The organism is Mesorhizobium sp. M6A.T.Cr.TU.016.01.1.1, from assembly GCF_003952585.1.
GTDB classification, from domain to species: Bacteria; Pseudomonadota; Alphaproteobacteria; order Rhizobiales; family Rhizobiaceae; genus Mesorhizobium; species Mesorhizobium mediterraneum.
Window position 1 is genome coordinate 4,765,520 of the sequence record NZ_CP034452.1, and the last position, 18,322, is coordinate 4,783,841.

At 62.6% G+C, this 18,322-nt stretch carries 19 protein-coding genes; 9 read left to right on the forward strand and 10 right to left on the reverse strand.

Annotated elements, in window-relative coordinates:
* Nucleotides 1-37: 37 nt before the first annotated feature.
* Nucleotides 38-973, reverse strand: coding sequence for an alpha/beta hydrolase (locus EJ075_RS23045; RefSeq protein ID WP_126105862.1), 936 nt, complete (start codon nucleotides 971-973; stop codon nucleotides 38-40).
* A 201-nt stretch (nucleotides 974-1,174) separates the two neighbouring features.
* Between EJ075_RS23045 and EJ075_RS23050 the strand changes: the two genes are divergently transcribed.
* Nucleotides 1,175-2,194, forward strand: coding sequence for a ribonuclease (locus tag EJ075_RS23050; protein WP_126107426.1), 1,020 nt, complete (start codon nucleotides 1,175-1,177; stop codon nucleotides 2,192-2,194).
* Between the two features lie 27 nt (nucleotides 2,195-2,221).
* Here the strand turns inward: EJ075_RS23050 and EJ075_RS23055 are convergent, their stop codons facing one another.
* Together EJ075_RS23055 and EJ075_RS23060 are read right to left on the reverse strand one after the other, a co-directional pair.
* The gene (locus EJ075_RS23055; protein WP_126105863.1) at nucleotides 2,222-3,517 is read right to left on the reverse strand and encodes a GGDEF domain-containing protein; all 1,296 of its coding nucleotides are present in this window, start codon (nucleotides 3,515-3,517) and stop codon (nucleotides 2,222-2,224) included.
* A gap of 18 nt (nucleotides 3,518-3,535) precedes the next feature.
* The gene (locus tag EJ075_RS23060) at nucleotides 3,536-3,739 is read right to left on the reverse strand and encodes a hypothetical protein (RefSeq protein WP_095482881.1); all 204 of its coding nucleotides are present in this window, start codon (nucleotides 3,737-3,739) and stop codon (nucleotides 3,536-3,538) included.
* Between the two features lie 40 nt (nucleotides 3,740-3,779).
* On the opposite strand from EJ075_RS23060, the gene ettA reads away from it, so the two are divergent.
* The 4 genes from ettA (at nucleotide 3,780) to EJ075_RS23080 (ending at nucleotide 8,243) form a co-directional block, all read left to right on the forward strand.
* The gene (gene ettA / locus EJ075_RS23065; RefSeq protein ID WP_126105864.1) at nucleotides 3,780-5,429 is read left to right on the forward strand and encodes an energy-dependent translational throttle protein EttA; all 1,650 of its coding nucleotides are present in this window, start codon (nucleotides 3,780-3,782) and stop codon (nucleotides 5,427-5,429) included.
* A 47-nt stretch (nucleotides 5,430-5,476) separates the two neighbouring features.
* On the forward strand, nucleotides 5,477-6,247 hold the full coding sequence (gene tam / locus EJ075_RS23070) for a trans-aconitate 2-methyltransferase (RefSeq protein ID WP_126105865.1): 771 nt from the start codon (nucleotides 5,477-5,479) through the stop codon (nucleotides 6,245-6,247).
* 113 nt (nucleotides 6,248-6,360) lie between these two features.
* Nucleotides 6,361-7,482: a beta-ketoacyl-ACP synthase III gene (locus EJ075_RS23075; RefSeq protein ID WP_126105866.1), complete on the forward strand. Its 1,122-nt coding sequence runs from the start codon at nucleotides 6,361-6,363 to the stop codon at nucleotides 7,480-7,482.
* Between the two features lie 143 nt (nucleotides 7,483-7,625).
* A complete protein-coding gene (locus tag EJ075_RS23080; protein ID WP_126105867.1) occupies nucleotides 7,626-8,243 on the forward strand; it encodes an MOSC domain-containing protein in 618 nt (205 codons plus the stop codon).
* A gap of 56 nt (nucleotides 8,244-8,299) precedes the next feature.
* Here the strand turns inward: EJ075_RS23080 and EJ075_RS23085 are convergent, their stop codons facing one another.
* From EJ075_RS23085 to tsaA, 4 genes are all read right to left on the reverse strand, one after another.
* Nucleotides 8,300-9,142 (reverse strand): SDR family oxidoreductase, encoded by an 843-nt coding sequence (locus tag EJ075_RS23085; protein WP_126105868.1) that lies wholly within the window; start codon nucleotides 9,140-9,142, stop codon nucleotides 8,300-8,302.
* A 148-nt stretch (nucleotides 9,143-9,290) separates the two neighbouring features.
* On the reverse strand, nucleotides 9,291-10,250 hold the full coding sequence (locus tag EJ075_RS23090) for a D-amino acid aminotransferase (protein WP_126105869.1): 960 nt from the start codon (nucleotides 10,248-10,250) through the stop codon (nucleotides 9,291-9,293).
* Nucleotides 10,251-10,373: 123 nt separating this feature from the next.
* The gene (locus EJ075_RS23095) at nucleotides 10,374-10,685 is read right to left on the reverse strand and encodes a DUF2293 domain-containing protein (protein WP_126105870.1); all 312 of its coding nucleotides are present in this window, start codon (nucleotides 10,683-10,685) and stop codon (nucleotides 10,374-10,376) included.
* The gene (gene tsaA, locus EJ075_RS23100) at nucleotides 10,682-11,206 is read right to left on the reverse strand and encodes a tRNA (N6-threonylcarbamoyladenosine(37)-N6)-methyltransferase TrmO (RefSeq protein ID WP_164547315.1); all 525 of its coding nucleotides are present in this window, start codon (nucleotides 11,204-11,206) and stop codon (nucleotides 10,682-10,684) included. The genes EJ075_RS23095 and tsaA overlap by 4 nt, the downstream gene beginning before the upstream one ends.
* 143 nt (nucleotides 11,207-11,349) lie before the next feature.
* Between tsaA and EJ075_RS23105 the strand changes: the two genes are divergently transcribed.
* Together EJ075_RS23105 and metF are read left to right on the forward strand one after the other, a co-directional pair.
* Nucleotides 11,350-12,372, forward strand: coding sequence for a metalloregulator ArsR/SmtB family transcription factor (locus EJ075_RS23105; protein WP_126105871.1), 1,023 nt, complete (start codon nucleotides 11,350-11,352; stop codon nucleotides 12,370-12,372).
* A complete protein-coding gene (gene metF / locus EJ075_RS23110; protein ID WP_095482871.1) occupies nucleotides 12,372-13,289 on the forward strand; it encodes a methylenetetrahydrofolate reductase [NAD(P)H] in 918 nt (305 codons plus the stop codon). The genes EJ075_RS23105 and metF overlap by 1 nt, the downstream gene beginning before the upstream one ends.
* A 677-nt stretch (nucleotides 13,290-13,966) precedes the next feature.
* Here the strand turns inward: metF and EJ075_RS34055 are convergent.
* A complete protein-coding gene (locus EJ075_RS34055) occupies nucleotides 13,967-14,098 on the reverse strand; it encodes a hypothetical protein (protein ID WP_280953341.1) in 132 nt (43 codons plus the stop codon).
* A 36-nt stretch (nucleotides 14,099-14,134) separates the two neighbouring features.
* The gene (locus EJ075_RS23115; protein WP_095482870.1) at nucleotides 14,135-15,052 is read right to left on the reverse strand and encodes a DMT family transporter; all 918 of its coding nucleotides are present in this window, start codon (nucleotides 15,050-15,052) and stop codon (nucleotides 14,135-14,137) included.
* A 230-nt stretch (nucleotides 15,053-15,282) separates the two neighbouring features.
* Between EJ075_RS23115 and EJ075_RS23120 the strand changes: the two genes are divergently transcribed.
* Nucleotides 15,283-16,503 carry an alanine racemase gene (locus tag EJ075_RS23120; protein WP_095482869.1) on the forward strand — a complete coding sequence of 407 codons (1,221 nt, stop codon included), beginning with the start codon at nucleotides 15,283-15,285 and terminating at the stop codon, nucleotides 16,501-16,503.
* A 12-nt stretch (nucleotides 16,504-16,515) separates the two neighbouring features.
* Here the strand turns inward: EJ075_RS23120 and EJ075_RS23125 are convergent, their stop codons facing one another.
* On the reverse strand, nucleotides 16,516-17,247 hold the full coding sequence (locus EJ075_RS23125; protein WP_095482943.1) for an SDR family oxidoreductase: 732 nt from the start codon (nucleotides 17,245-17,247) through the stop codon (nucleotides 16,516-16,518).
* Nucleotides 17,248-17,378: 131 nt separating this feature from the next.
* On the opposite strand from EJ075_RS23125, the gene EJ075_RS23130 reads away from it, so the two are divergent.
* Complete coding sequence (locus tag EJ075_RS23130; RefSeq protein ID WP_126105872.1) at nucleotides 17,379-18,272, forward strand: LysR family transcriptional regulator; 894 nt, start codon at nucleotides 17,379-17,381, stop codon at nucleotides 18,270-18,272.
* Nucleotides 18,273-18,322: the final 50 nt, after the last annotated feature.

Consider the following 18,322-nt stretch of genomic DNA (forward strand, 5'->3'; position numbering starts at 1 on the left):
AATCCGAATGTGCCAATGTCGACCATGCCTATCTCGATCAGGCTTGTTTCAACACGCTGTCGGCCCAGGCGGCAAAATCATCCATGATGATATCTCGGTTTACCTCGTTCAGGCTCTCGTGGCGGGTCTCGGTGTAAACCTTTGAAACAAGATTCGAAAAGCCCATCCTGTGCAGGCGTCCAGCGAGATGGCTGACTGCCTTGCCGCCGTCGGTGGCGGGGTCCTTTTCGCCGCCGACTAGGCAGATCGGCAGGGTCTTGCGGACGCCGGAAAAATTAGCGTCGTCGGCACCGTCGAAGACAAAGCCGAACACATCGCGCCACATCGACACGGAGGCATCCCAGCCGCACAGCGGATCGGCGATGTATTTGTCGACCTCGGCTGCGTCGCGCGACAGCCAGTCGAACGGCGTCCGGTGATAGGGCACAGTTTTGCCCCAGGCCTGGAAGGTCAGCCTCGGCAGCATGCGCGACGGCACGTCGGAGCCGAGCCGGAATTTTTCCCAGGCCAGGATGGCCAGAGCGGCACGGCCAGCGAGCCCGGCGGAAAAATTAGCGTTCCAGATGGCGGCGGCGCGCAGCCGGCCCGAATGGGCAAGCATGAAATTCAGGGCGACGAGGCCGCCCATGGAATGGCCGAAGACGATGACGGGCAGACCGGGATGTTCGCCGGCGATCAAATCGTGCACGGCTGCGACATCAGCGATGACCTTGGCGCCGCCATCTGATTGAGCGAACTGGCCGAGCGGCGCGTCTGGCGCCTTGGTGGCGCCGTGGCCGCGATGGTCATGGACGTAGACATGGAAGCCGCGCTCACCCAGAAAGGTAGCGAAGCGGACATAGCGCGCGGCGTGCTCGGCCAGCCCGTGATTGATCTGGATAGCGGCGCGCGGGCGGCCCTCGGCGCGCTTCACATAAAGGTTGAGCGCCGCACCGGTCGGCGATCGGAGCACGCGCTGCTGGCTGAATGACATCGTCGCTTCGTCTCCAACGTGTTTTCGCGCCTGCGGGCATTTGTGTGCGCTGATGCCGGCTTTGCGTCAATCCGTGTTTTCCGCAGCGCTGTTCTTGCGTCGCTACGCGGGGTATCGCAATTCTGACATGGAGAATTTGATACCGAGAGAGGGCGGCAGTCTGTTGCCACAGCATTTTTAGCCGGGGGTACTTTTATGCGTATGCGGACAGGTCTTGTTCTCGGATTGGCGTTTGTCGCCGCGTCGCTAACGGGTGCTGCGCGGGCCGAGGTCAAGATGAGCGGCTCTTTCGTGGCCGACGCCGCCTGTCCAGCGACCCAGGCCATCAAGAGCGGCAAGAACCCTGGCGACATCTCGACCGATGCGGGACAGAGCTACGAGCTTCTGGCCGGCAACAAGGATGCCCCCACGCACTATCTGATCCGCGTGCCGGGGGCCGATCCGGAGCGCCGATGGGTGAAGATCGACTGCGGCCATGTTTCGGGCGGCAGTGCATCCACGGAACCGGCAGCACCCGCGCCAGCCGATCAGGAGAAGTCCGCGGCGCCGGCTTCGGGGAAACCTGAATATGTCCTCGCGCTGAGCTGGCAGCCGGCCTTTTGCGAAACCAGGCCCGGCAAAACCGAATGCAAGGCGCAGACCGCGGCCGGTTTCGACGCGACGCATTTCACCTTGCACGGGCTGTGGCCGCAGCCGAACGGAAATTTCTATTGCCAGGTGGCAGCGGCCGACAAGGCGAACGACAATCCGGCGCACTGGCAGGACCTGCCGCCGGTCGAGCTCGACCCGAACACGCGGTCGGAACTCGATCGGGTGATGCCGGGCACCGCATCCGACTTGGAAAGACATGAGTGGATCAAGCATGGCACCTGTTACGGCAAGAGCCAGCAAGTGTATTTCTCCGATGCGCTGAACCTGATGCGCGCGGTGAATGCTTCGCCGGTGCGCGATCTGTTCGCAAAGAACATCGGCAAGCAACTGACGTCGGATCAGATCCGCAGTGCCTTCGATAGCGCGTTTGGCGCGGGGGCAGGTGAGCGGGTCCGGGTATCCTGCCTGGTCGATTCGGCGAGTGGTAGGCGGCTGATCGGTGAGCTGACGCTTGGCCTCACCGGCCCAATCGGTCCGAGCAGTCGACTCGGCGACCTGATGCAGGCTGCCGCGCCGACAAGCAAAGCCGGCTGCCCGAAAGGCTTTGTCGATTCCACAGGATTCCAATAACAGACAAGCCAGCAGGCAGGCTGGATGCTATGCGCCGACGCCGTGCCCTGGCCTGGTCCACGCGTTGAGGCTGTCGGCCTCGCGGCCGCCCGGTTCGCCGACGACGCGGTCGCGTCCGGTCGACTTGGCTTTGTACAGGCGCTGGTCGGCCAGCGCGAAAACATCGGCAAGGCAGCGGGTCGTCTCGCTGACGGTGGAGATGCCGGCGCTGACGGTGATGCCGAACCGGCTGGTGCTTGCGGAAGTCTTGACCGCGTGCCTGATGCTTTCGCCAAGCAGCCTGGCGACCGAATGCGGACGTAAGCAGAGGATGGCGAATTCCTCGCCGCCGATCCTGAACACCTGATCCTCGGGACCGACAATCTCTCCGAGCAGGGCGGCGACGGATTTCAGCACCTTGTCGCCCTCGGCGTGACCGAAGCGGTCGTTGATCGATTTGAAATGGTCGACATCGATGATCAAGAGGCTGAGCGGCTTGGCCGTCCGCAGGCTGGCGGCGACTGCGGTCTCACCGTCGCTGTCGAAGCGGCCCCTGTGCAGCAGGCCGGTAAGCCCGTCGCGGCCGACATGCTCGACCAGCGCCTCATAGCGCTCGCGATAAGTCAGCGTGTCGAAGATGTCGGACAGCCCGCGCGGGGCCGGGATCTGTCGCGCCTCGAACCATCTGATGTAAGCGACAAGCATGATGCTGTAGGCAAGCGCCGCGCCCATCTTGGCGAACCAGCCGCCGAAGAAAACCGCGATCGGTGCGCCGGTGACGAAATGCAGCGCGGTGAAAAACCCAGCCTGGTCGAATGTCAGCACGCAGGCGACGGAGACCAGGATGCGGGTAAAAAGCGCCTTGCGAAGATAACGCCCAAGCTTTTCGTAGAGCAGGATGATCAGGATGGCGTCAACGAAGAGCAGCGTCGTGCCCCACACCATCAGCCAGCCCATCTGGTCGATGAAGCCGATGTCGGGAAGCTTGCCACTGGGAAGCGGTGCGATCTCATGCAGGCGCAGGACCAGCACAAGCCCGATCATCAGGGCATTGCCGAGCAACAGGCCGTAGATCGGCTGCCGAACAGTTGCGGCGTCCTCTTTGATGTAGAGCAGCAGCAGCATCACCAGCTTGCCGGAAAACAGCACGGCGGAACCGGGCGAAACCATGCCGAATGGCAGCGCGACATAAAAGACGCTGGCGAGGTAGGTTTCCAGGAAATGCATGACCCCGAGGGCGCAGACAAAAACGCCGAGGCCGATGCGGTGCCTGAACCGGAAAAGCGTGACCATGACACCGAAATAGAGAACCGCTTCGGCAAGGAGCAGGCAACTGTTCAACAACGCCGTCGATCCGATCTTTCACCGCAGAAATCGCGGCTTGCCGGCGATTCCCCATCCGACACCTTTTTGACGCGGAATGGTTAACCGGAGCTTGCGCCGGGCTATGCAGCGAACCGAAAGCGGCGACAGTTCGATGAGCGTCTTCGGCCCGAAGATGAGCCACAAATGCCAAAACAGTTTGCCGTTCGGCGCGGCATCGCCTACATAGCGCGCAACTTCCATTCAATCCGACATTCCAGTCGACTTTTCAGGGAAAGCGCGCGTGGCACGCCAGTTCATCTATCACATGGCCGGCCTCAACAAGGCCTATGGCACCAAGAAGGTGCTCGAGAATATCCATCTCTCCTTCTACCCGGACGCCAAGATCGGCATCCTCGGCCCGAACGGCGCCGGCAAGTCGACGATCCTCAAGATCATGGCCGGCATCGACAAGGAGTGGAGCGGTGAGGCGTGGCTGGCCGAAGGCGCGACCGTCGGCTACCTGGCGCAAGAGCCGGCGCTCGATGCGAGCAAGACCGTGTTCGAGAACGTCATGGAAGGTGTCGCCGCCAAGACCGCCATCATCGAGCGCTACAACGAATTGATGATGAACTATTCCGACGAGACGGCCGACGAGTCGGCCAAGCTCCAGGACGAGATGGACCGGCTGAACCTGTGGGATCTCGAACAGCAGGTCGAGATGGCTATGGAAGCGCTGGGCTGTCCGCCCAAGGAAGCCGATGTCACCAAGCTGTCGGGCGGCGAGCGCCGCCGCGTCGCGCTTTGCCAGCTGCTGCTGCGCCAGCCTGACCTTCTGCTGCTTGACGAGCCGACCAACCATCTCGATGCCGAGACCACGGCGTGGCTGGAAAAGCATCTGCGTGCCTATCCGGGCGCCGTGATGATCATCACCCACGATCGCTATTTCCTCGACAATGTCACCGGCTGGATCCTCGAGCTCGACCGTGGCCGCGGCATTCCCTATGAGGGCAACTACACCAAATATCTCGAAGCCAAAGCCAAGCGTCTCAAGCAGGAAGGCCGCGAAGACGATGCGCGCCAGCGGGCGATCGGCCGCGAGCGCGAGTGGATCCAGTCCAGCCCGAAGGCCCGGCAGACCAAGTCGAAAGCGCGCATCCAGGCGTTCCAGGACCTGCTGGATGCGGCCGACAAGCGGCGTCCGAGCGACACGCAAATCGTCATTCCGCATGGCGAACGGCTTGGCAATGTGGTGATCGAGGTCGACGATCTGTCGAAGGGCTTTGGCGACACGCTGCTGATCGACGATCTCGAATTCAAGCTGCCGCCGGGCGGCATTGTCGGCGTCATCGGCCCGAACGGCGCCGGCAAGACGACTTTGTTCCGCATGATCACCGGCCAGGAAAAGCCGGATGCCGGCACGATCCGCGTCGGCGAGACGGTCAAGCTCGGTTACGTCGACCAGAGCCGCGACGCACTCGACCCAACCAAGACCGTGTGGGAAGAAATCTCGGGCGGCGCCGAAGTGGTCAAGCTCGGCAAGTTCGAGGCCAACACCCGCGCCTATTGCGCGTCGTTCAATTTTCGTGGCGGCGATCAGCAGCAGAAGGTCGGCAACCTTTCCGGCGGCCAGCGCAACCGCGTGCATCTGGCCAAGATGCTGAAGACCGGTGGCAACGTGCTGCTGCTCGACGAACCGACCAACGATCTCGATACGGAAACGCTGGCGGCCCTCGAAGACGCGCTGGAAAACTTCGCCGGCTGCGCCGTCATCATCTCGCACGACCGCATGTTCCTCGACCGGCTGGCGACGCACATCCTCGCCTTTGAGGGCGATAGCCATGTCGAATGGTTCGAGGGCAATTTCGAGGATTACGAGCAGGACAAGATCCGCCGGCTGGGCCCCGATGCCGTCAATCCGCACAGGATGACGTATAAGCGGCTGACGAGGTAGAGTGCGCATATCGGGCGGCGAATTCTCGAATGACCTGAGGAGCTGAAATGGCTGATTGGTCCGCCGCCCAATATCTGAAATTCGAGGACGAGCGCACGCGGCCGTCGCGCGATCTCGTCGCGCAGGTGCCGGTGGAGGCACCGCAGCGGGTGGTCGATATCGGCTGCGGACCTGGCAATTCGACCGAATTGCTGGTCGAACGCTGGCCGAGCGCGCAGGTCAGCGGGTTCGACACCTCGCCCGACATGATCGAGAAGGCGAGGGCACGTTTGCCTGATGTAACCTTCGAGTTGGCCGATGCGGCGGCGTGGCAGCCCGAAAAACCGGTCGACGTGATCTTCGCCAACGCAGTGTTCCAGTGGCTGCCCGAGCATCCGGCGATCTTGCAGCGGCTGATAGGATTTTTGGCGCCCGGCGGCGCGCTTGCCGTGCAGATGCCCGACAATATGAGCGAGCCCTCGCACCGGCTGATGCGGGAGACGGCGGCCGAAATGCCGTTTGCCGACAAGCTGAGGAATGCAGCGCGCGGGCAACTGCCGCCGGTATCGTTCTACTACGATCTTTTGTCGCCGTTCTCCGACCGGCTCGACATCTGGCACACCGCCTACAATCACCCGCTGGCCGATGCCGAAGCCATCGTCGAATGGCTGAAGTCGACCGGGCTGAAGCCGTTCCTCGATCCGCTCGACGAGGACGAGCGGCGGCTTTTCCTCAACCGCTACACGGCAGCGATCGCGCAAGCCTATCCGAAGACGGCGAACGGCAAGGTGCTGCTGCGCTTTCCCCGCCTCTTCATCGTCGCGCGCCGCGCCGCTTAGCCCAGGCACTTGATTTAAGCCCGCATAAACTTGCTTGATGCGAAAGATGTTGCGCCGAGCTCTCGCGGCGCCCACATCAAGCCGCAACGCCTGCGCATGGGGACGAACTGAAAATGCATCGCGTCATCATCAGCGGCATCGGCGTTGAAATCCCCGAGCCTTCGATCACCAATGAAGAATTGGTCGGCAGCTTCAATGCCTGGGTCGAAATGGAGAATGTCCGCCGCCGGGCCACGGGTGAGACGCTGCTGCAGAAATCGGACAGTGCCTTCATCGTCCATGCTTCGGGCGTGCAGACCCGCCATGTGATCGAGCGGGAAGGCATTCTCGACCCGACCCGCATGGCGCCGCGCATTCCGGCGCGGCCGGACGATGCGCTGTCGCTGGAAGCCGAGTTCGGCATCGCGTCGGCCAGGAAAGCGCTCGACCATGCCGGCCTGGAGCCTGGGGATATCGACCTGGTGATCTGCTCGGCCTCGCATCACCAGCGGCCCTATCCGGCGATCGCCATCGAGATGCAGCAGGCGATGGGCACGAAGGGCGCCGGTTTCGATATGGGCCTTGGTTGCTCGTCGGCTGCGGCGGCATTGCACATTGCGGTCAATCTGGTGCGGGCCGGCGCCCACAGGCGCGTGCTGGTGACGACGCCCGAGATCATCACCGGCCATCTCAATTTCCGCGACCGGCAGACGCATTTCATCTTCGGCGATGCCTCTGTTTCGATGATCGTCGAGGGGCTTGCCCAGGGCGAGAAGCGGCCGGGACGTTTCGAGGTGCTCGACACGCGCACCTGGACGCAGATGTCCAACAATATCCGCACCAATCTCGGCTACCACACGCGCACCGCCCAGGACGATCCATACATGATCAATCTGGAAGGTAATTTGATCAAGCAGGTCGGCAACAAGGTGTTCAAGGAAGTCACCGTCGCCGGGCACAAGTTCATCGTCGAGTTCCTGGCCGAGCACGGGCTGACGCCGCAAGCAATCCGGCGCTTCTGGCTGCATCAGGCCAATGCCCGGATGAACGCCATGATCCTAAAATTGTCGTTCGGTCACGAGGTCGATCATGACCGCGCACCGATGGTGCTGGAGCGCCTCGGCAACACCGCCGGCGCCGGCGCGATCGTCGCGCTGTCGGAGAACCACGCCGACATGAAGGCCGGAGACTACGGCCTGCTCTGCGCCTTCGGTGCCGGCTATTCGATTGGCGGGGCGCTATTGCGCATGCTCTGATCTATTTTGGCGCGTACGCGTCAGCATTGGAACGAGCCGGTACAATCGCATCAGTCTCCTTGATCGGAAGCATCAGCGCTTTAGACTGGACCTGATGAGCTGACTGCGGCTAATTGCGCGGCATCACGCAAGGAGCGAAGCCTATGCTGGATCTCTTCCCCGAGGCCGAAAATCCGATCGAGATCATCCCGGCGCGGAAGCTTGCCGCGCAGGTGGCAGCGCTTTACGTCGCGCCATCGGATCATTTCGAGACCCGCGCGGTGAATGAATTGCGGCTTGGCTTCGACGGCATCGACGGCGATTTCCACGCCGGCGCGACGCGGCGCTCCGGCGGGCGCGAACCCTGGTATCCACGCGGTACCGAAATGCGCAACGAGCGGCAATTGTCCGTCGTGGCGGCGGATGAGCTGGCGATCGTCGCCGAGCGGATGGGCATCGCCGAGATCAAGCCGGAGTGGATCGGCGCCAACCTCTTGATCGAAGGCTTGCCGCATCTCTCCATGCTGCCGTCCGGCACGCTGCTGTTCTTCAAAGGCGGCGTCACCATCAAGGTCGACGCGCAGAACGGGCCTTGCCGCATCGCCGGACGCTCGGTCGCCGAAAATGCCGGAATGGCCGACCATGAGGCCGGCGCGCTGATGTTTCCGAAGGCGGCAAAGCGGTTGCGCGGCCTCGTCGCCTGGGTCGAAAAGCCAGGCCGCATCACGGCCGGCGAGGAGATTTCGGTGCGCGTGCCGGAGCAGTGGATTTACCGAGCTTAGGGCAGGTGAGACTGGGGCTACGCCGCCATGGCGGCGTAGCGATTTCCGGATCGCCTCTAGGCGGCCTTGCGGTTCTTGTTCTCGCCCTGCGCCATGACGGACACGTGATCCCATTTTTCCCACAGCGCGATGCGGTTGGCATATTCCTGCTTGGCCATCGGCAGGCCGCCATCGCCGAAGAACACCCTAAGCGGCGGTTCGGCCGCATCGACGATTTCAAGCATTGCCGGTCCGGTGGCGGCGGGATCACCAGCCACCGAGCGCTTGCGGCGCTCCGCCATCGCGGCACGGGCCGGCTCATAGGCAGCGATCGGCTTCGAAACCTTGGCGGACGGGCCGGCCCAGTCGGTGGAGAACCCGCCCGGCTCGACAAGCGTCACATGGATGCCGAACTCCGCGACCTCGATACTGAGCGACTGGCTAAACGCTTCCAGCGCCCATTTCGACGCATGATAGAGGCCGAGCGACGCAAAGGCATTGACGCCGCCGATCGACGAGATCTGAATGATGTGGCCGGAACGCTGCGCCCGCATGATCGGCAGGGCCGCCTGGGTCACCCAAAGAGCGCCGAACACATTGGTTTCGATCTGGTCGCGGGCTTCCTGTTCGCTGACTTCCTCGATGGCGCCGAAATGGCCATAGCCGGCATTGTTGATGACAACGTCGAGCCGGCCGAAGCGGCCATGCGCTTCGGCAATCGCGGCATCGACGGCTTTCTTGTCGGTGACATCGAGCTCTATTGCGGCGATATGGTCGCCATATTTATCGACGAGGTCGGTAAGCGTGCCGACATTGCGGGCCGTTGCCGCGACGCGGTCGCCGCGGGCGAGTGCTGCTTCTGCCCAGACGCGACCGAAACCCTTCGACGATCCGGTAATAAACCAAACCTTGTGTGTCATGATCCACCAGCTCCTGCCCTTGCGGGTCCTTGTTGTCAGGTAAACGGAGGCTTCTCCGTTTCCGGCATATACGAAGCATTCCCGGCCTATCCAAGGTAGAGCACATTTTGTTGATGAGAGCCGACGCACGAGAGCCGGCCAGGCTTGGTCAGGGATAGCGCACCGGGCTCGACCAGGCGGGGTCCTCGTGCTTCTGCCAATAGATCGCCATAAGGCGGCTGGTAATCGCGCCGACCTTGCCGTCCGCAACCGCAAGACCGTCGATCATCGTCACCGGCATGATGCCGCCGGCAGTCGAGGTGATGAAGACCTCGTCGGACTGACGCAGCGCAGCGACGCTGACATCGGCCGCTGTCACGGCAAGCCCTGCCTCCGCGCAGAGATCGAAGACGGTGCGACGGGTGATGCCGGGCAGCACGCCGACAGCCGGCGTCGACAGTTTGCCGTCATTCACGCAAAAGACGTTGAAGCCGGGGCCTTCCGCGACATTGCCGTTGAAATCGAGGACCAGTGCCGTCTCCGCGCCGCGGTCATAGGCGTCGTAGAGGCCTCGCACCAGGTCGAGCCAATGATAGTTCTTGATCGCCGGGTCGATCGAGGCCGGTGGGATGCGCACCTTGTCGCTGATCGCCACATGAAGGCCGCGCTGCAATTGCTCGGCATTGGCGACCGAGCCGAAGGGAACGGCGAAAGCCATGAAGCGGTTGACCGCGTCGCGCGGGTCACGGCTGAAGGTCGGGGAGACGCCGCGCGTGCACAGCATCTCGACATAAGCGGCGCGATGACCCGACAGCGCCACGCAATTGTGGAGGATTTCGGCCACGCCTTGGCGGTCGAACGGGATCGTCATGCGCAACTTTTCCAGCCCACCGAAGAAGCGATCGAGATGCAGGTCGAGGCGGAAGAAGCGACCATCCCAGACATGCACCGTGTCATAAGTCGCGTCGGAATGCAGGAAGCCCCAATCCAGCACCGAGATCTTGGCTTGCGACATCGGCAGATATTGCCCGTCCAGGAAGGCAACGCCATCCGGATAGGAGTGCGGGTCTATGTGATGGGCGGAGAGGTCAGGCAGTGGTTTGGCATGCGGATCGATCGACTTGCTCATCACGTCCTCCGTCAGGTCGTTTTTCGCCGACCAGATGGCGGGATAGAGCGGCACGGTGGGTAGTACAAGACACAGGCTGGGCTCGCCGCTGGGCCATTAGCCGCTGGGCCATCGAAGAACCAGCTATTCTTCCTCGTTGTCATCGAGCAGACGCGTGGCGCGCCAGCGGGTCAGCACAATGTTGGTCTGTTCAATGACGAAGAAACGCGCCGCGTCGCGGTCGTAGCCTTCGGCCAGGAGCTTTTCGTAGTCGGTGTGCACATGACGGATATGGGCTGTCGTCGCCAGCCACACGGCGATCGTCGGCGGCAAGGTCTTCATGTGCACAGCGCCGGCGTCGGCGCGGATCTTTTCCATGTCGGCATAGGGCGCCAGCGGCAAAAGTGCGGTCAGCGCCTTGGCGATGGCGCGGCGTCGGCCGGTTGGCGCGCTCATTGCCCGTCCCGTCCCGGGGGCTCGTCCCGTCCGGCCATGGTTGCCTCGGGGAAGGCGTCGGTCGAGGCGAAGTAGGGCTTGATGTCGATGACCGGCGTGCCGTCGAGCACGTCGATGGCGTCGAGATCGATGCGGCCGCTGTCGATGTCGAGGGCGACGAGTTTGGCAATGTGCAGCCCGACCGGGTTCGGCCGGGCAGGGGAGCGCAGCGAAAAAACGCCTTTCGGTTCAGCCGCATGGCGGGGTTTCTGCACAATCAGGGCCCGCGGCGCGTGGTGCAGCCAGGACAGGATGATGATGTGGCTGGCACGCTCCAGCCCGAGCAGGCCGTCACGATAGGGCTGGTCGATCGTGAGAACCGCCGGCTGTCCCGTCTCCCGCGCAGCTTTCATGTTCTTGGGGCAAGTTTCCCGCGCGGTCCAGGGCGAGGCGATGCGACCGATGAAGACGATATGGCCGTCCGGCGGCATATCAGCCGGATCGGTGTCCAGAAGCTTTTCGCCGTTGCGCGTCTCGAACATGGTTTTCGCCTCGATCATGCTTCCAGCTTTGCGCAATCCACCACGCATGCGTCATTTTCTTGTCCGGAAGCGACATAGCGCTTGCAAGGCCATCAAAATCGACATAAACATATGTTTATATCTTTTTCAAAGAGAATGCTCGCATGCATGTCGCTCTCGACACTATGGTAGATACCTTGAAGGCGGCGGCCGAATCCAGCCGGCTGCGCATCCTGGCGCTGCTGTCGCGCGGCGACCTGACCGTTTCCGATCTCACCGAAATTCTCGGCCAGTCACAGCCGCGCGTCTCGCGCCACCTGAAGCTTTTGCTGGAGGCCGGACTGATCGGCCGCTACCAGGAGGGCTCGTGGGCTTTCTTCCGGCTGTCGGATTCGGATGCGGCGCGCGATTTCGTGCTCAGGCTGGTTTCCGGCATCCGTGGCGCCGACCCCCAGGTCGAGCGTGACCTCGAGCGGCTGGCAGCGGTCAAGCGCAAGCGGCAGGATCGCGCTGCCGAATATTTCTCCGTAAACGCCGCAAGCTGGGATCATATCCGCTCGCTGCATGTGCCGGACCGCGCCGTCGAGGCAGCGCTGCTCAAGCTCGTCGGCAAGCGGCCGTTCCAGTCGATGCTCGATCTCGGCACCGGCACCGGGCGGCTGCTCGAAATCTTTTCGCCGCTCTACCGGCGCGGCATCGGCATCGACATGTCGCGCGAGATGCTGACCGTGGCGCGCGCCAACCTCGACAAAGCCGGCATTTCGAATGCGCAGGTGCGCCAGGGCGACATTTTCGCGCCGCCGGTCGAGCGCGATGCCTTCGATCTCGTCACCATCCACCAAGTGCTGCACTATCTCGACGATCCCGCCCGCGCCATCCGCGAGGCAGCGCGGCTGTTGCGCCCGGCAGGCCGGCTGGTGATCGTCGATTTCGCTCCGCATGCGCTGGAATTCCTGCGCGATGCACACGCGCATGTGCGGCTCGGCTTTTCCGACCGGCAGATCACTGAGTGGTTTTCCGAGGCCGGGCTCGACCTCGAGGACAGCCAGGAATTCGAGCCGCGCGGCGGCAACGAGGCCAGGCTCACCGTAAAGCTGTGGCTCGGCCGTGACCAGCGCATGCTGATCGCCGATCCTTCCAGCCACGCACAACCGGCCAATGCCTATCCGATAGGGGAAACCGCCTGATGAACCAGTTCCGCTTCTCCCGCCGCCCTGACATTGGCGACAAGATCCGGGTTTCATTCGAGTTCTTCCCACCGAAGAGCGACGAGATGGAAGCAAGGCTGTGGGACACAGTCACCCGGCTGGAGCCGCTCAAGCCGAAATTCGTCTCCGTCACCTATGGCGCCGGCGGCTCGACGCGAGAGCGCACGGCGCGCACGGTCAAGCGCATCCTCAACGAAACGGCGCTGACGCCGGCGGCGCACATGACCTGCGTCAACGCGGCGCGTCACGAGGTCGATGAGGTCATTCAGGAATTCGCCGAGATGGGTGTCACCCGCTTCGTCGCCTTGCGCGGCGATCCGGCCGAGGGCGTCGGCGCCGCCTACCGTCCGCATCCGGACGGCTACGCCAACGGTGCCGAACTGGTGGGGGCGCTGAAAGGTGTCGGCGATTTCGACATCTCGGTCTCCGCCTATCCGGAAAAGCATCCGGAAAGCCCGGATTTCGCCACCGACATCGATATGCTGAAGCGCAAGGTCGACAATGGCGCGACGCGGGCGATCACCCAGTTCTTCTTCGACAATGATCTTTACGAGCGCTATGTCGAGCGGGCACGGCGGGCCGGCATCTACATACCGATCGTGCCGGGCATATTGCCGGTTCACAATTTCACCCAGGTCGCCAATTTCTCGTCGCGCGCCGGCGCGCTAGTGCCGGCGTGGCTGGCCGAGCGCTTCGACGGGCTGCAGAAGGACCCGCAGACGCACGCGCTGGTGGCATCGGCCGTTGCGGCCGAGCAGGTGCTCGACCTTGTCGAGCGCGGGGTCGGCGATTTCCACTTCTACACCATGAACCGTGCCGATCTGGTGTTCGCCATCTGCCACATGATCGGCATCCGCTCGCATGAGGCGGAAGCTGCGGGGTCTGCCGCGGCGTAATCTCTATCGCCGTTTTGAAAACCAAAAAGGCCGGGTAAAAACCCGGCCTTTTCAATGAGTTGGACTATTCGGTGCTGGCCTTCCGTCGCTTGGCGGGTCTTACGGAAGAAAGCCCATAATCAGGGCTCCGATAAATGCAAATGCAGCACAAATCATCAATGCGTTGATTGGCCTCGTGAGTCCCATGTCATAGCCTCCTCTTAAAGAGCTATGGCCAGAGTCTAGGGTCATTTGTGCCACAGGCAAGCGGAAAATATGTTGCAATGCGACGACATTGTGGAATTTGCGACCGGCTCTTTGCCGTTAGGCATTGAAACTCTTCGGCAAAAGCCGGCTTCGGACCTGTGAATAAATTGTGGCGAAGCCCGGGCAATATCGAGGATGGCAGCGCTACCGCGTCGGCCCAAAAGCCGGATTCGTCTTTTGCGCGGACTTTCGGTTCTGAAATCAGGATTGCCGACAGTCGGCATATGACGACTGTCCCGATGCGCGGCTTGCTTTATCTTGACCCAGCGTAAAGCAATGTAACACGAGGCGTTTAGCCAACGTCCGGTCTGCAAGGGCGCGTTTGGAACCATGACAGCAACCATTCCAGCTCCGCCGATCGCCGGCCCCGTCCTCGTCGAAAATCCCGCGGGTGCCAACTGATGAGCAGGTTCTACGAAGGGTCGCGGGTACTACGGATCGACGACGTCTTCCCCGATGACATCATACAGGTGGAGCAGGGGGGCGTGCTCGCTCAAGGCCAGGCTGTGCCGCTCGCCGACCTCATGAACCGACCGATCGGGACGCAGCTTCATCTGAGCCAACCCGTCGTTCCCGAAACCGATGTCGCAGGAATGACGCTACCGTCGGCTGAACATGCGGCCGTCGATGGTTACGAGGCCGAGCACGATCAGCGCCATGCCGCCGAGCTCGAACAATTCAAGCCGTTCGCCCAGGAACAGGAAACCGAGCAGGATGGCGCTGGCCGGCACGATGAGCGTGACCAGCGAGGCGTTGGTGGCGCCGGCCGAAGCGACGAGGTTGAAATAGAGAATGTAGGCGAAGGCAGTGGACAGCAACGCCAGCGCTAACACCGCCGCCCAGACCGGCGGCGAGGCCGAAAACAGGTTGGCGGGACCATAGCCGAGCAGCACGACCGGGATCATGATGATGGTCGAGGCGGTCAATTGTCCGGTGGCGATGATCGGTGACGGCACGCCTTTGAAGCGGCGGGCCACCATCAGGGCGACGGCATAGGACAGCGACGCGCCGATCAGCGCGAATTTTGCCCAGACCGGTCCGCCGAGCCCGGCAAGCAGGCCGGGACCGATCATCACCGCTGTGCCGACGATGCCGAGCGCGATGCCGGCAAGCTTGTTCCAGGAGAGTTTTTCGTCTGATGTAAGCGCGTTGGCGAGGATCAACGTCCAGAACGGCGTCGTCGAATTGAGCACCGAGGCGACACCGGCGCCAAGCTCGGTCTGCCCGGCGAAGATCAGCGAGAAGGGAATGACGTTGTTGACGAGCGCCAGCAGGAAGAACAGGCCGGCATGCGGCAAGGCGAGGCGGAAGGACGGGCCGCGCAGGCCAAGATAGAGGTGCAGCGCCAGCGCTGCGATGGCGACGCGAAACAGCACCAGCACCAGCGGGGGGAGCTCAGCAACGGCAATGCGGGCAAAGAAGAACGAGCCGCCCCAGATCGCACCGAGCAGCAGAAGCTGCCCCCAGTCTTTCAGGGCCATTGGGCCGCGCATTACAGTCGTGGTTGTGATCGCCATGGATCGTCCTCCCAGATGGCCCTGAATGCCAAGCCAATCAAGCGTCTGTTCAGGCCATATCCTGTTCGATGGCAAGGGCCACCCGAAACCAGATCGGTGGGCTAGCTTTCCTGTCGTCTGGCCTGTCATCCGGCGTAGCGCCGCAGCTTCAGCGGCGCGAGACACAGAATTGTTTTCATTCACGCATAGGTTGGATTAATTGTGCGCAGTTCAGGTCAAGGGATTCGTCCATGCAGCGATTCGAAAATGCCCGCGAGGCGGCGCTGGCGCTTCGCCCGGACGATCCGATCTATTGCTTCCGCCCGCAGGTGCTGAAGGCGGACGCCAGGCAGTTCATGGGCATGTTTCCCGGCAAGACCGCCTATGCGGTCAAGACCAACGGCGAGCAGATCGTGCTGAAGGCGCTGGTCGAGGCCGGCGTCAATGCCTTCGACGTGGCCTCGCCCGGTGAGTTCGCCGCCGTGCGCGCGGTCTCGCCCGACGCCGAGATGCTCTACATGCATCCGGTCAAGGCGCAGTCGGACATCAAGCTGGCGCTGGAGAAATATGGCATCCGCGTTATCTCGCTCGACCATGAGGACGAGATCACCAAGCTGACCCGCGTGGTTCGGGCGCTCGATATCGATCCGGGTGCGATCACGGTGTTCGTGCGCATCCAGACGAAAGGATCGGCGGCTTACGAGTTGTCGAAGAAATTCGGCGCCGGGCCGGCCAATGCGGTCGATCTGGCCGAAAGGCTGAACCGGACGGGCTACAAGGTCGGGCTGTGCTTTCATGTCGGCAGCCAGATCGAGGATCCCGACACTTATGAGCGGGCGCTGGCCTCGGCCGACTGGGTGCGCAACCGCGTCAGCTTCGACATTGCCGGGCTCGACGTCGGTGGCGGTTTTCCCGCCGAGTACGGCCATGATCCCAACCGCAAGCTGATCGAGATGCCGTCGCTCGGCCAGATCATGTCGCGGCTGTCGGGCGATTTGAAGGAATACCAGTTCGACCAGATGCCGCTGGTGGCGGAGCCGGGCAGGGTGATCGTGGCGCGCTGCCTGTCGCTGATCGTGCGCGTGCTGCTGCGCAAGGGCAAGCGGCTCTACATCAATGACGGCATCTGGGCGTCGCTGTCGGATTCATGGACCGGCAAGATCACGCTGCCGGCGCGCTTCATTCCAGACCCGGCGATCCGCTCGCGCAATGGCGTGGAGAAGACCATCGTGCCGTTCAAGGTGTGCGGTGCGACCTGCGATTCCGTCGACATCCTGTCGCGGCCGTTCTGGCTGCCGGAAACGGTCGATACCGGTGACTGGATCGAGATCGGCCATATCGGCGCCTATTCGTTGTCGCTCAGGACACGGTTCAACGGCTTCTATCCCGACACATTCGTCGAGGTGACAACGCCGTTCGACGAAGGCGACGCGCCGCAGGGGTTTGCCAGCCTGGAGACGATGGCGGATTAGGCCATACGCAGGTCAGGCTACGCCGCCGCCGGCCTGGATGTTCTCGCCGGTCAGCCAGCGCGCCTCGTCGGAGGCGAGGAAAACCGCGACATCGGCAACATCCCGCGGCGCTCCGATCCTGCCGAAAGGCGACATGTCGGCGGCCACGGCCCGGTCCCGCTCCGGAAGCAGGTCGGTGTCGGTAAAGCCTGGCGAAAGCGTATTCACGGTGACGCCGCGCGGTCCGAGCTCGCGCGAGAGGACGCGGACGAACTGCTCGACGGCCCCTTTGCTGCCGAGATAAAGTGCCGTCTGCGTGAAGAACATTTTGGTTCCACCGGTGGAGACGGCGATGATGCGGCCACCGTCGCGCACGCGGCGCGCTGCTTCCTGAAGCGTGAAGAAGGTGCCTTTGGCATTGGCGCCGAAGACATGGTCGAAATCGGCTTCGGTGGCCTCGACGAACGGCTTTATGACGGCGACGCCGACATTGGCGACAACGATGTCGATTGGCCCCATCTGCTTTTCGGTCTCATCGAAAAGCCGGCTTATGTAGGAAATATTGGAGATATCGGCCCGAATGGCGACGGCCTTTCCGCCATTCTCGCGGATGGCAGCAACGGCTTCCTGAGCGGCTTTTTCGTTACCGACATAGTTGACGACCACGGCCGCGCCGTTTGCCGCGAGCCCCTCGGCGATGGCGCGTCCGATGCCGCGCGAACTGCCCGTCACGAGCGCGGTTTTGCCTTCAAGCGAACGATACATAGCTGTCCCTTTGTTCGTCTGAGTGTGCGGCCGCACCAAATCGGGCGGCAGTGCCATGTCGAAGTTAGGGGCATGCTATTGCTCAGATAATAGCCTATTATCGAATAGGCTTGTTAAGTTTGGGGTACATAATGCGAGGAACCGAGTTCTCCGAGCTGAACGCGTTTGCGGCGATCGTCGAGGAAGGCAGCTTCGTCCGCGCCGCGGCCAGGCTCAGGGTTTCCCCATCCGCACTTAGCCAGATGATACGCGGGCTGGAAGAGCGTGTCGGTGTCCGGCTGCTCAACCGCACGACCCGCAGCGTGTCGCCGACCGCAACAGGCGAAACGCTGTTTGCCCGCCTCGCTCCGGCATTCAGCGAGCTCGAAGGGGCTGTCGCCGACGCGCATGCTTCACGCGATCGACCGGCAGGCTCGCTGCGCATCAATGTTCCACGCATTGCCGCGATGCGTTTCATCGCGCCCATCCTCGGCGATTTCCGCCGCACCTATCCCGATATTGCCCTCACCATAATCATCGATGACATGCTGACCGACATTGTGGAGGGACGATTCGACGCCGGTATCAGGCTTGGTGAGCGGCTGCATAAGGACATGGTGGCGGTGAAGCTCAGCGAGGAGCTGGAGATGGCCGCGGTAGCGGCGCCCAGCTATCTGGAGCATCACCCCATACCCCGCCATCCCGCTGACCTGCATCATCACGAATGTATCAATTTCCAATGGCCCGGTGGCGGCAACATCTATCGATGGGAGTTTGCGCGAGGCCAGCGCGCTTTGGAAATAGCCGTGAACGGCGGTCTGACGGTCAACGACACGGAACTGATGATCGGGGCGGCCCTGGACGGGGTCGGCGTGGCTTACATGCTGGAATACCAGGTTCGGCCGTGGATCGAGGCCGGCAAGCTTATCCGTTTTCTCGAAGCCTGGTCGCCCCGATTTCCCGGCTTCTACCTATATCATACGAGCTCCCGGCAGGTTCCGCCGGCGTTGCGCGTCTTCATCGACTTCCTGCTTGCCAGGCGATGATGCCGTTCGATGAAGGTGACGCGCCGCAGGGATTTGCCAGCCTTGGAGAC

Excerpts from the sequence above, each read along its gene's own strand:
- EJ075_RS23045 (WP_126105862.1), bottom strand. The coding sequence starts at position 973 with ATGTCATTCAGCCAGCAGCGCGTGCTCCGATCGCCGACCGGTGCGGCG.
- EJ075_RS23050 (WP_126107426.1), top strand. The coding sequence starts at position 1,175 with ATGCGGACAGGTCTTGTTCTCGGATTGGCGTTTGTCGCCGCGTCGCTA.
- EJ075_RS23060 (WP_095482881.1), bottom strand. The coding sequence starts at position 3,739 with ATGGAAGTTGCGCGCTATGTAGGCGATGCCGCGCCGAACGGCAAACTG.
- tam (WP_126105865.1), top strand. The coding sequence starts at position 5,477 with ATGGCTGATTGGTCCGCCGCCCAATATCTGAAATTCGAGGACGAGCGC.
- EJ075_RS23075 (WP_126105866.1), top strand. The coding sequence starts at position 6,361 with ATGCATCGCGTCATCATCAGCGGCATCGGCGTTGAAATCCCCGAGCCT.
- EJ075_RS23080 (WP_126105867.1), top strand. The coding sequence starts at position 7,626 with ATGCTGGATCTCTTCCCCGAGGCCGAAAATCCGATCGAGATCATCCCG.
- EJ075_RS23085 (WP_126105868.1), bottom strand. The coding sequence starts at position 9,142 with ATGACACACAAGGTTTGGTTTATTACCGGATCGTCGAAGGGTTTCGGT.
- EJ075_RS23090 (WP_126105869.1), bottom strand. The coding sequence starts at position 10,250 with ATGAGCAAGTCGATCGATCCGCATGCCAAACCACTGCCTGACCTCTCC.
- EJ075_RS23095 (WP_126105870.1), bottom strand. The coding sequence starts at position 10,685 with ATGAGCGCGCCAACCGGCCGACGCCGCGCCATCGCCAAGGCGCTGACC.
- tsaA (WP_164547315.1), bottom strand. The coding sequence starts at position 11,206 with ATGTTCGAGACGCGCAACGGCGAAAAGCTTCTGGACACCGATCCGGCT.
- EJ075_RS23105 (WP_126105871.1), top strand. The coding sequence starts at position 11,350 with ATGCATGTCGCTCTCGACACTATGGTAGATACCTTGAAGGCGGCGGCC.
- metF (WP_095482871.1), top strand. The coding sequence starts at position 12,372 with ATGAACCAGTTCCGCTTCTCCCGCCGCCCTGACATTGGCGACAAGATC.
- EJ075_RS23115 (WP_095482870.1), bottom strand. The coding sequence starts at position 15,052 with ATGGCGATCACAACCACGACTGTAATGCGCGGCCCAATGGCCCTGAAA.
- EJ075_RS23120 (WP_095482869.1), top strand. The coding sequence starts at position 15,283 with ATGCAGCGATTCGAAAATGCCCGCGAGGCGGCGCTGGCGCTTCGCCCG.
- EJ075_RS23125 (WP_095482943.1), bottom strand. The coding sequence starts at position 17,247 with ATGTATCGTTCGCTTGAAGGCAAAACCGCGCTCGTGACGGGCAGTTCG.
- EJ075_RS23130 (WP_126105872.1), top strand. The coding sequence starts at position 17,379 with ATGCGAGGAACCGAGTTCTCCGAGCTGAACGCGTTTGCGGCGATCGTC.